Raw genomic sequence first — 12,658 nt, 5'->3', positions numbered from 1 at the left:
ACGTTCGTTCGACGGCTTCCGCCTCAGTCGGTCACGATCACGATCTTGCCGCGCACGTGGCCCGCTTCCAGCTTTCCGTAGGCTTCGGCGGTCCGCTCGATCGGGAAGATCGAGTCGATGGGCAGCATGAGCTCGTTGCGCGCCAGGAGGTCCGCCAGCTCGGCGAGCTCCGCGTTGCCCGCCGCACGGCCGCCGACCGTGCGGGCGCCGCGGGCGTCCGGGCCGAACGCCGCGATCGTGTTGATCCGCTCGGGAGGGACGCCCAGTTCCAGTGCGACGTCGATCGTGTCGGATCCGTGATTGTCGAGGACCGCTGTCACCCGGGCGCCGTCGTCCAGGACCTCCCTGACGCGCCCTGCCAGGCCCGGGCCGTAGGCGACCGGCGTGATCCCGAGCGTCTCCAGGAACTCGTGGTTCTCCTCGCTCGCCGTGCCGATGACCGTCGCGCCGCTGCGGACGGCGAGTTGCGCCGCGAGCACGCCGACACCGCCGGCCGCCGCGCTCACGAGGACGGTGTCCTGCTCGGACAGATCGAGGGAGGCTTCGCTCGCCATCGCGGTGCGGCCGACCACTCCGAGCGAGCCGGCGACTTCGAAGGTGAGCGCGTCGGGCTTCTCGACGACCTGGCCGTCCTCCGGAACGACCACGAAGTCGGCGATCGCGGCGAAGGGAGCGGTGCCGAGCACGGCCTGACCGGCGTGGAATCGCACCACGCCGTCGCCCACCTCCTCCACGAACCCGGCGAAGTCCTGGCCCATCCCGCTCGGCAGGGTGACGCCCATGCGAGCGGCGGCCTGTTCGCTGCGATACGCCTTGCAGTCCATCGGGTTCAACCCGGCGGCGAGCACACGCACGAGCACCTGGCCGGGCCCCGGCCACGGCCGCTCCCGCTCCACGAGGTGGAGGAAGTCCCGGGACCCGAACTCCTCGAGCTGGATGAATCTGGGCACGGGCCGCTCCTTCGTCTCGTAGGAGGAGCCTAGACCTCTCCCGCCGCCGACGGGACCCGGGCACGGCGTCTCATCGCAGCGTCGCGTCGATCGCGGCCACCGTCTCCTCGAGCGCCCCGTTCGCATCGATGCGGACGGTCCGCGGTCGCACGGCCAGCAGGGGCTCCAGCGACCGGATCAGCTCGGGAACGTCGGCGGGACCGACGAGCCGGTTGTTCACGTCGTGCTCGGCCCGCGTCGGGCGGAGGGCACGCGAGCGCAGCCGCGCCGCCAGCCGTTCGGCGTCGACGACGAGGACATACTCGTGGAACGAGGCCGCGCAGCGCTGCGCGAGCGCATCCAGGGCCTCGACGAACTCGGGCCGCGCGAGGTACTGGCCGACGAAGACATCGCGACCGGAACGCAGCTGCTCGGCCGCGAGGGCGAGCGCCAGCCGGCGCGCGTGCAGACCGGACGCCGTCGGGTCGTTCTCCCAGCCGCCGAGCGCGTGCTTCAGCTGATCGACGTCGAGGGCCAGCGCCAGGGCCTCCGCTCCGCCGACGGACGCGCGCTCGGCCAGTGCGCGCGCCACGGTCGACTTCCCCGATCCCGGGGCGCCGTTGACGAGGACGAGGCGCGCCGGCACGATCAGCCGAAGAGGAGGGCGGCCTCTTCGTAGCGCGCCGGCGGAACCGTCTTCAGGCCGCCGGTCGCGTCGGCGATCGACACGTTGACCACGTCGGTCCCGCGCAGCGACACCATCGAGCCCCACCGGCCTTCGTAGGCGGCGTCGACAGCCGCCATTCCGAGACGCGTGGCGAGCACGCGGTCGTAAGCGCTCGGGACTCCGCCGCGCTGCATGTGGCCGAGCACCGAGGCGCGCGACTCGATTCCGGTGCGCTCCTCGATCATGGGCGCCAGCATCTCGCCGATCCCGCCGAGGCGCGGACGGTTGAACGCGTCGAGGCCTTTGTGCGAGTGCGCCTCCTCCATGGTGTCGAGGTGGAATCCCTCGGAGACGACGATGACCGGTGCACGGCCGCGGTCGCGTACCGATTCGACCCACTCGCAGATCTGCTCGATGGACTGCGGCTGCTCCGGGATGAGGATGGCGTGCGCCCCGCCGGCCATGCCCGAGTGCAGGGCGATCCAGCCGACGTGACGACCCATGACCTCCACGACCATGCAGCGCTGGTGCGACTCGGCCGTCGTGCGGAGCCGGTCGATGGCCTCGGTCGCGATCTCGACGGCCGTGTCGAACCCGAACGAGTAGTCCGTCGCCGCGAGGTCGTTGTCGATCGTCTTGGGCACGCCGACGATGCGGAGGCCGGCGTCGGTGAGCCGGCGGGCGGCCGTGAGGGTGCCCTCGCCGCCGATCGCGATGATCGCGTCGATGCCGTTCTCGTCCATCATCCGCTGGATGTTCTCGGGGCCGCCCTTGTCGCCCTCGAACGGGTTGGTGCGGCTGGAGCCGAGGATCGTGCCGCCCTGGCGTGAGAGGCCGCGGACGCTGTGCCGGTCGAGCGGCATGATGTCGCCCTCGACGACGCCGCGCCAGCCGTAGCGGAAGCCGGCGAACTCGGAGCCGTACACGCGGTCGCCCTTGAGGACGGCCCCGCGGATGACCGCGTTCAGTCCAGGACAGTCGCCACCGCTCGTGAGGATGCCGATCTTCATGCTGCTCCGTTCCTCGGTGCGCTGCTGTGCCTGTCAGTGCGCGCCGTCTGCTCGTGTTTGACGCCCCTGTGCTGCATTGCACCCCTGAGCATCATGCCCGACGCATACCGGAGCACCAAAATCCGCGTCGGCCGTGGCCGTCAGAGCCCCAGCGCGCGCTGCAGCTTGGAGCCGCTGGCCGACGGCCGGGCGCCGGCCGTCAGCAGTTCCGCCTCGATACCGTCGAGGAGCGCGGTGCGGCGTTCCCGCGAGTCCGGGGCGCCGCTCAGCAGCTCGACCTCCCACTCGCGCCAGGCGTCGCGCGCTCCGGTGCGCAGGTTCTCGCTGTGGACGTGGTCGTCGCACAGCTCGGCCAGTTCGAAGCCGGCCGCGTCGGTGAGCACGGTGGTGTCGCGCCGGTTGGTCACGCGGGCGACCGGGACCAGTCGGTCGTCGCCCAGCTCCTCGCGGATGACCTCCAGCAGCTCCGCGGGCGGCTGTGCGCCGTCCCCGAGCGGCCAGTGCAGCTCCGTGCGGCCTTCCTCCCCCGGTGGAAGCTTGACGTGCCAGCCTTCGTCGCCGCCGCCCCGGCGCGCGCGCACGGCGATCCGCTGCCGGGCGAGCCGCAGCTCCTCGGTGTCGTAGTACGTGGCGACGAGCTCCGCCGTGTGCGGCTCGCGCTCGACGGCAACCGCCCCGACGCCGATGAGAGGGGGGATGCGGAGGTCGGCGTCCACGTCGTACTTGCGCTCGATCTCGAGCTGGGAACGGTGCTTCGCCATGTCCCCTGTCTAGTCCACTTCTGCCGTGGAGCGAAATCAGCGCGGCCGGCTCCGCACGCGTGCACCCTCGTGCAACCACGGCGTGCGCGGTACCCTCGTGCCATGAGCGACACCGAGCGCACCCCGGACGACGACTTCGTCGAGGCGCAGGAGGGCGACTACGAGCCGGAGGCCGTCATCCACGACCCGGACGACCTCCCCGTCGACGACGAGGACGACGACCGCATCGTGCCGGACGACGAGCGGCCTGTGCCGCTCGACCCCGACGACGCCGAGATCGCGTAACTGCGGAGACTTCTCCCGGATCAGGGCCCCACAGACCGTGATTCCGGTGCCTGCGGCTCGGTCCCGCTCTCCGGAAGAACGGACGACCGCGCGGCGTGTCGGCGCCCGACTCCGGAATCAGGCGCCCAGAGCGTCCTCCAGCAGGTGGATGAGCGCGTCCAGCTGCACGGAGTCGGCCGAACCGAGCTCGACGTCGCTCCCGTCGAGCGCTCGGGCCGCAAGGCCCTGCTTGGAGTCGATCAGCTCGGCGATCTTGGAGTCGATCGTCTGCGCGGCGATGATCCGCCACGCCGTGACGGGCTCGTCCTGGCCGATGCGGTGCACACGGTCGATCGCCTGCGTCTGCTCGGCGGCCGTCCAGGAGAGCTCCGCGAGCACGACGTTGGAGGCCGCCTGGAGGTTGAGGCCGACACCGGCGGCCGTGAGCGAGCAGACGGCGACCGCCACCTCCGGGTCGTTGTTGAACGCGTCGATCTCCTTCTGCCGCGCCAGCGCCGACTGGTCGCCGCGGATCGAGATGGTCTTCAGATCGCGCGCCGCGAACGCCTCCTCGGCGGCATCCATCACGTCGATGTGCTTCGCGAAGAACACCACCTTGCCGACGGAGCGTGCCAGCTGCGCGGTGTAGTCGGACGCCAGCCCGGCTTTCGCCTGACCGATCTTGCGGACCATGGTGAAGACGTTGTCGCCGGTCTTGGCCGACTTCGACTCCTCGAGCTCCGACTGGGCGACGAGGCGGATGAGGTGCCTGCGGTGGGCTTCGTCGTCGCCGTCGAAGGACTCGGGACGGCCCGCCGCTGCAGCGCGGTGGAAGCGGGTGACCAGTCGTGCCGCGAGCTCCTTCTCCGCCTGCTTGATCGAGCGGCCGAGATCGTCGTCGAGCTCGACGGGAAGGTCGACGACCCGACGGCTCGGCAGGTCGGCGGCGACGTCGAGCTTGCGCCGGCGGACGATGCCGAGGTCGATGACCGCCTCGCGCGCCGCGGCGTAGAACCCGAAGTCGGCCGGGGTGAGCCCGGTCTCCTCCAGGCCCTCCATCAGTTCGGCGGTCGGCTTGTTGCCGTCGATCCAGCCGAGGAACTGCCAGATGGCCTTGAAGTCGTCGATGTCGTTGATCAGGGGGGTGCCCGTGAGGGCGATCAGCAGCGGGTCGGCCGCCTTGTCGCGGATCGCCTCGGCGAGCCCGAGAACCAGCCGTGAGCGCTGCGAGTGCAGGTTCTTGATGAAGTGCGCCTCGTCGACGACCATTCCCTGGAAGCCGAGCGTGCGCAGCCAGGAGAGGTGCCGGTCGAGGACCTCGTAGTTCACGACGACCACGTCGGCGAAGGCGTCGAGCCCTTCCCCGTCGCCGTGGATGACGGTCGCCCTGCGGTGCGGGGTCCAGCGCTCGACCTCGCGCGCCCAGTTCATCTTCACGACGTTGGGGACGACCGCGAGCAGCGGGTAGGCGTTCGCGACGGACGCCGCGAGCACGGACTGGGCCGTCTTGCCGAGACCCGGCTCATCGGCGAGGAGGAAACGGCGATGACCCTGGCGCACGCTCTCGATGAACCGCGACTGGTGGTGCATGAGCTCCAGCCCGGGAGGCGAGTAGCGGTCGATCAGCGGTGCGGGAGGAAGCTCCATGCTCGCGGCCTGCCCCCCCGCGCCGTACTCGAACGATTTGAACAGCGGCCCGAGCAGCTCCCACGAATCGAGGCGCCGGCGCGGAGCGGGGGCCGTCGAGGCCGCACGGTTGAAGTCGGGCGCGAGGAAGGGGTTGGACAGCTGCCGGGCCTTCACCGACGCGGGCACGACCTGCTTCTCCGCCAGCTCCGGCGGGATGACGCTGTCGGGCGCGGTGGGCCGCTCGACCGTGATGATGAGGTCGTCGGGGCTGAGCTCGGTGCCGGACTCCAGAAGCCAGTCGCGCCGGATCTTCTGAGCGGTCGCCGTCGGCGGCGCCTCGCTCTCGAGCAGCGAGATGAGGGAGGTGTCGCGAGCCGCCGTCTTCGCCAGGATCGTGGCGATGCCGTCCAGCCGCTTGAGCTGCTCGGCACGGGAGGCGTCGCTCAGCTCCGGGTCGGCCTTCGCCCTGGCGCGCTCCTCGCGCATCAGGAAGGCGATCACCTGGAACTTGGTGCGGTTGGTCGGCCCGAGCTTCTTGCCGTCCGCCGCTTTGGCCTCCACCTCGCGCACCTTGCGCGCGAGGACGGGGATGAGCCCGTCGTTGTTGGCGTGCCGGTTGCGCCGCTGCTGCTGCGGGCGCGTCGCCGTGCGCTGAGCCGACGTGCGCTGACCCGACGTGCGCTGACCCGATCGAGACATGGTCCTCCAGTGGAGGCGCCGCGCGCTGTCAGAGGACGCGACGCCGTAGAGCGTGAGGGCCGGCAGTGCAGCAGGGAACGGAACCGAGTGGTCCGGGCCGAGCAACGACGAACGCCGGGCGCACGGCGCAGGACGGCCGTGCAACCGCTATTTTACCGTATGCGGACGCCTCAGCGGCGCGTCTCGGCGGGAATCTTGATGGTGAGTCCCGCGACCACGAAGACGGCCGCTGCAGCGAGACTGAGGACGGCGAGCGCAGGAGCCAGACCCGGAATCGGCCAGATGGGGTTCCAGAGCACCGCGATCGGGATCAGGCCGGCCAGCCACCAACGGCGCTTCGCCTGCCAGGCGAAGACGCAGAGGATGAGCGCGAGCACGCAGACCACGTACTGCACCCACACGTACCACGACGCGATCCCGAGCCCGAACAGCAGCGCGAGCGCTCCGATGAGGCCCGGCGCGAGGGCGGCGCGGTTGTAGGCGGGCGGCTGCGGGGTGTACGGCACGCGTCAACTCTAGTGACACGGTCCGCGCCCCCGGGACGAGACCTGTCCCGGGGGCACGGTGGGCTGTTCGTGCGATCCGCCTCAGAGGGTGCCGCGGCGGAACAGGAACGCGCACGGCGGCGCGTCCGATCCCACCCGGACGATGACCGCGGAGTGCGACGCCAGCTCGACGAACGGCTCGAGGTCGAGCCGGGTCATCGGGATGCGTCGGAGTTCCGCGTCCGAGGCGATGCCGTTCACCGCGAAGGCGACGTCGGGTACGTCGTACGGCTCGTCGGCGAGGTCGAGGAAGACGATCGGCGACGGGTCGGCGGTGTCGAGCGGGAACACACTGAGGATGGCCTCGGCGGCCGCTTCAGTGGTGACGTCCTCCCCCAGGTGGACGATGGGCGCTGTGAGTGATTCTTCGGGATAGCCGCTGCCGACAAGGGTAAGTGTGTCGCCATCTTTCATCGCGTCGAGCGCGCTCAAGAGCGCGCCGGACAGCAGCGGGCTGAGGTTCTTCAGCAAAGTCGGGCCTTTCCTGTAAAACGAATATTTCTCAACCCCTACGGGGAGGATAGACCCAACGGTATGTCCTCCCCCACCCCCCATTAGGGGGCCTCACCGCGACGCGCCGATCCGCTTACCGGCGCCGATCCATCCGATCTGATACGTCTGCATGAACCTCGCGGAATATGAACTTTGCTCACCATGCCGCAAGGCGGATACATCCCCGGGCGCCGGATACCTCGCAGGGGTATCGTCGCGCAGCGGTATCCTGGTGCCGTGATCGCAGACATCAAGAAGCGCGCCCTCCACCGCACGCGAATCCTCGAGGGACAGCTCCGCGGGCTCGAGAAGATGATCGAGAACGAGGACTACTGCGTGGACATCATCACCCAGTCCCTCGCCATCCAGAAGTCGCTCGGCTCGCTCAACAAGCTCCTGGTCGAGAACCACCTCAAGACCCATGTCTCCGCGATGTTCGAGGAGGGCGGGGACAAGCGCGACGACGCCATCGCGGAACTCCTCAAGGTCTACGAGCTCTCGAACAACCGAGGCTGACGTGTCGGACCCGATCGAGATCGTCCGCGGAGACATCACCGACCAGGCCGTGGACGCCGTGGTCAACGCCGCCAACAGCTCGCTGCTCGGCGGCGGCGGCGTCGACGGCGCCATCCACCGGCGCGGCGGCCCCGCCATCCTCGCCGCCTGCCGGGAGCTGCGGGCCACCACGCTGCCCGACGGACTCCCGACAGGGCAGGCGGTCGCGACGACCTCCGGTGATCTTCCGGCGCGGTGGGTCATCCACACCGTGGGGCCGGTCTGGTCGCGTGAGGACGATCGCACGCCCGACCTCCAGAACGCCTACCGCTCCTCGCTGCGGGTCGCTCGCGAGCTCGGTGCCGCCACCGTCGCCTTCCCCGCCGTCTCGGCCGGCGTCTACGGGTGGCCGCTGGAGGACGCCGCCCGCATCGCGATCAGCACCGTGCGCGCGGTGCTCTCCTCCGGCGTCGGGTCGGTCGAGTTCGTACGGTTCGTGCTCTTCAACGAAGACGCCCTCACCGCCTTCCGCCGGGCGGCCGGCGAGTGACGGGCGCGCAGGACGCCGCGCTCGAGCGGTTCCGGGCTCTGCTGCGCATCCCCACGATGTCGCGCAACGCCGTCGAGGCGACCGACTGGGCCGCGTTCGACGAGTTCGTGGAGACGCTGCCGACCCTGTACCCGCTGCTCCACGCCCGCCTCGAACGCGAGCGGTTCGGTCATGCCCTGCTGTACCACTGGCACGGACGCGACGCCGAAGCGCCCCCGGCCGTCCTCCTGGCGCACTACGACGTCGTGCCGGCCACCGCCGACGGGTGGGAGCACCCGCCGTTCGCCGCCGAGCTGACCGGACAGGGCGAGAAGCGGTTGCTGTGGTCCCGCGGCACGCTGGACGACAAGGGCGCGGTCGTCGCCATCCTGGAGGCCGTCGAGTCCCTCCTCGCCGACGGGTTCACTCCCGAGAACGATGTGTACCTGTCCTTCGGCCACGACGAGGAGACCGTGGGATCCGGCGCGCGCGCCATCGTCGCCGCCCTCCGCGAGCGCGGCGTCCGCCCGGCGATCGTCGTCGACGAGGGCGGCGCGGTCATCGAGAAGGTGTTCCCCGGAGTCCGCAAACCGATCGCGGTCGTCGGTGTGAGCGAGAAGGGCATCACCACGGTCCGGCTCACCGTCGAACAGCAGGGCGGCCACGCGTCCACTCCCCCACGGATGACGGCGACCGTACGCCTGGCCAGGGCCATCACCCGGCTGAACGCGCACCCGTTCCCCGCCCGATTGACCGAGACGAATCTGCGGATGGTGGAGACACTCGGCGGGCACGCGAGCGGCCCGTTGCGGTTCGTGTTCGCCCGGGCCCGGATGCTCCAGCCCGTGCTCCGGGCGGTGTTCGCCCGGTTGGGCGACGAGACCCGCGCCATCGTGCGCACCACCACCGCCGTCACGCAACTGAGCGGCAGCCTGGCGGCGAACGCGCTGCCGGAGACCGCGGAGGCGGTCGTCAACGTCCGCATCGCCGTCGGCTCGAGCGTTGCGGAGACCCTCGACCACCTGCGACGCGCCGTCCATGACCCGCTGGTGCGGATCGAGGCCGTCGACGCCAACGAGCCGTCGCCGGTCTCGCCGACCTCCGGACCGCAGTGGGAGCGCGTCGCCGCCGCCATCGGTGCGGTTCACCCGGACGCCGTCGTGACCCCGTACATCATGTTGGGCGCCAGCGACGGTCGGCACTTCACGACCATCAGCGACGCTGTCTACCGTTTCACCCCGTTCGAGATGAGCTCGGAGGAACGCGGCACCCTGCACGCCAAGAACGAACGCATCCGCGTCACCACCTGGCTGCGCGGAATCCGGTTCTACGAGATGCTGCTGCGCTCGCTCTGATCAGCGGCGGCGACGATCAGGCGGCCCCGCCGAGGTCGGGCAGCTGGATCGCCCGACTGTTCGGCGGCAGCTGCCTGGCGCGCTCCAGGCCCGGCACGAGCTCGTTCAGCCACGCCCGGTAACCGTCGGCATTGAGGTGCAGCCGGTCGTCGGTGTACGCCGGGTTCAGCTCGCCGTCCTCCAGCGCCATCGCCGGCCACAGGTCGAGCCAGGCCGCATGGACGGTCGGGGCGAACTGCCAGAGATGGCGGTTGATGTCGCGGATCTGATCGGCGAACTCGTGGCCGCGCGGCATCACCGACTGCACCAGGATGCGCGCCTCGGGAAGCTCCTTGCGCAGCGTGACCAGGATGGTCTCCACATTGCGCACCACATGTTCGGCCGACCTCCGCCAGGCGAGATCGTTGGTGCCGATCAACAGCGCGACCGTGGCCGGTCGCGTCTCGATCACCGCGTCGAGCCGTGCGACGACGTCGTCCGTGGTGTCGCCTGCGACGCCGAAGTTGCGGACGTCCTCGCCGGGCAGCCAGGCTTCCCAGTCGCCGCCCTGCGTCAGACTGTCGCCCACCAGGGCGAGCGTCCCGTGTTCCGATCCCCAGCCGTCGCTCATCCCCCCATCCTCCCTCAGTTGAGGGAGCGCCGGAAGGGAGGCACAGGTGACTCTAAAGCAGCGACTTCGTGTGCCACACCGTTTTGGTCTCGGTGAAGAACGCGATGCGATCGAGCGATGGTGCAGCGGCGTCCGGCCCGTTCTCGGGTGCGAGCACGCGCTTCAACGTGTCCGCGGCGGCGATCTGCAGGTCCACCCACTCCAGCGCGCCCGCCCCGACGAGGTCGAGCGCGTTCACGTCGGCGTGCGAGGCCAACCACGGCGCGATCTCGGCCGGCGAACCGGTGAGGATGTTGACCACTCCGCTGGGGACGTCGCTCGTCGCGAGCACCTCGCTCAGGCTGATCGCCGACAGCGGGAAGCGCTCGCTCGCCACCACCACGACCGTGTTGCCCGCGACGAGTGCGGGCGCGATCGCGCTGACGAAGCCGAGGAGGCTGGAATCCTGCGGTGCGATGATCGCGACCACGCCGGTCGGCTCGGGCACCGAGATGTTGAAATACGGGCCGGCGACGGGGTTGGCGTTGCCGGCGACCTGGGCGAACTTGTCCGCCCAGCCCGCGTACCAGACCCAGCGATCGATCGCCTCGTCGACCTGCGCACCGGCGGCGGCGACAGAGGCGCCCTCCGCCTTCTGGATTTCATCGACGAACTGCGCCCTGCGGCCCTCCATGAGCTCCGCGATGCGGTAAAGCACCTGACCGCGGTTGTAGGCGGTCGCGCCGGCCCAGCCGGAGAGCGCGGCGCGCGCGGCCACGACGGCGTCGCGAGCGTCTTTGCGGGAGGCCTTCGCGGCGTTCGCCAGGAACGCGCCCTTCGACGACACGACCTCGTAGCTGCGGCCGGACTCGGAGCGGGGGAACTTCCCGCCGATGTAGAGCTTGTAGGTCTTCGGCACGGCCAGTCGGCTCATTTCGTGACTCCCTTGCGGGTGGAGGGGCGGGTGGAGGTGCGCGCGGCGGAGGGACGCGCCGCCGTGACCGCCGGCAGCGACCGCCCGGGGATCAAGTAGGCGCCGAGGCCGTGGCGGCCGCCCTCGCGGCCGTAGCCCGACTCCTTGTAACCGCCGAACGGGCTCGCCGGGTCGAAGCGGTTGAAGGTGTTGGCCCAGACCACGCCGGCGCGCAGCTTGTCGGCGACGGCGAGGATCCGGCTGCCCTTGTCGGTCCAGATGCCCGCCGAGAGGCCGTAGGGCGTGTTGTTCGCCTTGGAGATCGCCTCCGCGGGCGTCCGGAAGGTCAGCACGGAGAGCACCGGGCCGAAGATCTCCTCGCGCGCGATGCGGTGGCTGGTCGACACGTTGTCGAAGATCGTCGGCGCGAACCAGAAGCCGTTCTCGGGGATCGCGCACTCGGCGGTCCATCGGTCGGCACCCTCCGCCTCACCGATGTCGGAGAGCTCGCGGATGCGCTGCAGCTGCTCAGCACTGTTGATCGCGCCGATGTCGGTGTTCTTGTCGAGCGGATCGCCGAGGCGGAGCGTCGAGAGCCGGCGCTTCAGGCGGTCCACGACCTCGTCGTGGATGCTCTCCTGCACCAGCAGCCGGCTGCCTGCGCAGCACACGTGGCCCTGGTTGAAGAAGATGCCGTTGACGATGCCCTCGATGGCCTGGTCGATCGGTGCGTCGTCGAAGACGATGTTCGCGGCCTTGCCGCCGAGCTCGAGCGTGAGCTTCTTGTCGGTGCCGGCCACCGAGCGCGCGATCTCGCGGCCCACGACGGTCGAGCCGGTGAAGGCGACCTTGTTCACGTCCGGGTGGGCGACCAGGTCGCGCCCGGTCTCCCCCGCTCCCGTGACGATGTTCACCACGCCGGCCGGCAGGTCGGCCTGCTGCACGATCTCCGCGAACAGCAGCGCCGTCAGCGGCGTGGTCTCGGCCGGCTTGAGGACGACCGTGTTGCCCGCCGCGAGGGCGGGGGCGATCTTCCACGCCAGCATGAGCAGCGGGAAGTTCCACGGGATGACCTGCGCGGCGACGCCGAGCGCACGCGGCGCGGGGCCGAGGCCGGCGTGCTCCAGTTTGTCGGCCCAGCCCGCGTAATAGAAGAACCACGCGGCCACGAGCGGAACGTCGACGTCGCGACTCTCCTTGATCGGCTTGCCGTTGTCCAGGCTCTCGGCCACGGCGAGCTCGCGGGCGCGCTCCTGGATGATCCGCGCGATACGGAACAGGTACTTGCCGCGGTCGCTGCCGCTCATGCGCGACCAGACCCGGTCGTAGGCGCGGCGAGCGGAGGCGACGGCCCGATCGACGTCGGCGGAGTCGGCGGTCGCGATGGTCGCGATGCGCTCCTCGGTCGCCGGGGAGATGGTCTGGAACGGCGTACCGTGCCCGTCGACGAACTCGCCGTCGATGAAGAGGCCGTACTGGTCGCGCAGGTTGAGGATCGCGCGCGACTCGGGGGCCGGTGCGTACTCGAGGAAACTCATGTCGTTGTCGTCCGTCTCAGTCGATCGTCACGTAGTCGGCGCCGGAGTAGTGGCCGCTGCGCAGCTTCTGGCGCTGCAGCAGCACATCGTTCAGGAGGCTGGAGGCGCCGAACCGGAACAGGTGCGGCTGCAGCCAGTGCTCGCCGACCGTCTCTGCGACGGTGACGAGGTACTTGATGGCGTCCTTGGAGGAGCGGATGCCGCCGGCGGGCTTCACGCCGATCTCCTCGCCGGTGAGCCGGT

At 70.3% G+C, this 12,658-nt stretch carries 14 protein-coding genes and 1 pseudogene; 4 read left to right on the top strand and 11 right to left on the bottom strand.

What is annotated here, in order from left to right:
• Window positions 1-23: 23 nt before the first annotated feature.
• The 4 genes from Q0Q23_RS14400 to Q0Q23_RS14385 all read right to left on the bottom strand — a co-directional run bounded on the left by Q0Q23_RS14400 (window position 24) and on the right by Q0Q23_RS14385 (window position 3,367).
• On the bottom strand, window positions 24-950 hold the full coding sequence (locus Q0Q23_RS14400; protein ID WP_295125278.1) for an NADP-dependent oxidoreductase: 927 nt from the start codon (window positions 948-950) through the stop codon (window positions 24-26).
• A 70-nt stretch (window positions 951-1,020) separates the two neighbouring features.
• A complete protein-coding gene (locus Q0Q23_RS14395) occupies window positions 1,021-1,575 on the bottom strand; it encodes an AAA family ATPase (protein ID WP_295125275.1) in 555 nt (184 codons plus the stop codon).
• 2 nt (window positions 1,576-1,577) lie between these two features.
• The gene (locus Q0Q23_RS14390) at window positions 1,578-2,606 is read right to left on the bottom strand and encodes a 6-phosphofructokinase (protein ID WP_208041894.1); all 1,029 of its coding nucleotides are present in this window, start codon (window positions 2,604-2,606) and stop codon (window positions 1,578-1,580) included.
• Window positions 2,607-2,746: 140 nt separating this feature from the next.
• Window positions 2,747-3,367: a CYTH domain-containing protein gene (locus Q0Q23_RS14385; RefSeq protein ID WP_295125269.1), complete on the bottom strand. Its 621-nt coding sequence runs from the start codon at window positions 3,365-3,367 to the stop codon at window positions 2,747-2,749.
• Window positions 3,368-3,469: 102 nt separating this feature from the next.
• Between Q0Q23_RS14385 and Q0Q23_RS14380 the strand changes: the two genes are divergently transcribed.
• Window positions 3,470-3,652 carry a hypothetical protein gene (locus tag Q0Q23_RS14380; RefSeq protein WP_295125266.1) on the top strand — a complete coding sequence of 61 codons (183 nt, stop codon included), beginning with the start codon at window positions 3,470-3,472 and terminating at the stop codon, window positions 3,650-3,652.
• Between the two features lie 117 nt (window positions 3,653-3,769).
• Here the strand turns inward: Q0Q23_RS14380 and Q0Q23_RS14375 are convergent, their stop codons facing one another.
• The 3 genes from Q0Q23_RS14375 to Q0Q23_RS14365 form a co-directional block, all read right to left on the bottom strand.
• Window positions 3,770-5,959, bottom strand: coding sequence for a DEAD/DEAH box helicase (locus Q0Q23_RS14375; RefSeq protein ID WP_295125263.1), 2,190 nt, complete (start codon window positions 5,957-5,959; stop codon window positions 3,770-3,772).
• Window positions 5,960-6,129: 170 nt separating this feature from the next.
• Entirely contained in the window at window positions 6,130-6,465 is a 336-nt protein-coding gene (locus tag Q0Q23_RS14370) for a DUF6804 family protein (protein WP_295125260.1), read from the bottom strand.
• Between the two features lie 81 nt (window positions 6,466-6,546).
• Window positions 6,547-6,975, bottom strand: coding sequence for an RbsD/FucU domain-containing protein (locus Q0Q23_RS14365; RefSeq protein ID WP_295125257.1), 429 nt, complete (start codon window positions 6,973-6,975; stop codon window positions 6,547-6,549).
• A gap of 258 nt (window positions 6,976-7,233) precedes the next feature.
• Here Q0Q23_RS14365 and Q0Q23_RS14360 point away from each other — a divergent pair, with 258 nt between their 5' ends.
• From Q0Q23_RS14360 to Q0Q23_RS14350, 3 genes are read left to right on the top strand one after another with little or no spacing between them, the layout of a single operon-like run.
• Window positions 7,234-7,512 (top strand): metal-sensitive transcriptional regulator, encoded by a 279-nt coding sequence (locus tag Q0Q23_RS14360; RefSeq protein WP_295125254.1) that lies wholly within the window; start codon window positions 7,234-7,236, stop codon window positions 7,510-7,512.
• A gap of 1 nt (window position 7,513) precedes the next feature.
• A complete protein-coding gene (locus tag Q0Q23_RS14355; RefSeq protein ID WP_295125251.1) occupies window positions 7,514-8,041 on the top strand; it encodes an O-acetyl-ADP-ribose deacetylase in 528 nt (175 codons plus the stop codon).
• 56 nt (window positions 8,042-8,097) lie between these two features.
• Entirely contained in the window at window positions 8,098-9,375 is a 1,278-nt protein-coding gene (locus tag Q0Q23_RS14350) for a M20/M25/M40 family metallo-hydrolase (RefSeq protein ID WP_295125406.1), read from the top strand.
• A 16-nt stretch (window positions 9,376-9,391) separates the two neighbouring features.
• On the opposite strand, the gene Q0Q23_RS14345 is transcribed toward Q0Q23_RS14350, so the two are convergent.
• The 4 genes and pseudogenes from Q0Q23_RS14345 to Q0Q23_RS14330 form a co-directional block, all read right to left on the bottom strand.
• A complete protein-coding gene (locus Q0Q23_RS14345; RefSeq protein ID WP_295125248.1) occupies window positions 9,392-9,985 on the bottom strand; it encodes an SGNH/GDSL hydrolase family protein in 594 nt (197 codons plus the stop codon).
• A 52-nt stretch (window positions 9,986-10,037) separates the two neighbouring features.
• Window positions 10,038-10,898, bottom strand: a complete 861-nt coding sequence (locus Q0Q23_RS14340) for an aldehyde dehydrogenase family protein (RefSeq protein WP_295125245.1) — start codon at window positions 10,896-10,898, stop codon at window positions 10,038-10,040.
• Window positions 10,895-12,415, bottom strand: coding sequence for an aldehyde dehydrogenase family protein (locus tag Q0Q23_RS14335; protein ID WP_295125242.1), 1,521 nt, complete (start codon window positions 12,413-12,415; stop codon window positions 10,895-10,897). The genes Q0Q23_RS14340 and Q0Q23_RS14335 overlap by 4 nt, the downstream gene beginning before the upstream one ends.
• Before the next feature lie 16 nt (window positions 12,416-12,431).
• Window positions 12,432-12,658 (bottom strand): annotated as a pseudogene (locus Q0Q23_RS14330) (deoxyribose-phosphate aldolase); the annotation flags it as partial.

It is taken from the genome of uncultured Leifsonia sp. (assembly GCF_945957465.1).
In the GTDB taxonomy this organism is placed as follows: Bacteria; Actinomycetota; Actinomycetes; order Actinomycetales; family Microbacteriaceae; genus Leifsonia.
Note: the sequence above shows the minus strand (reverse complement) of the source record. Positions and strands in the feature narration are given on the sequence as shown.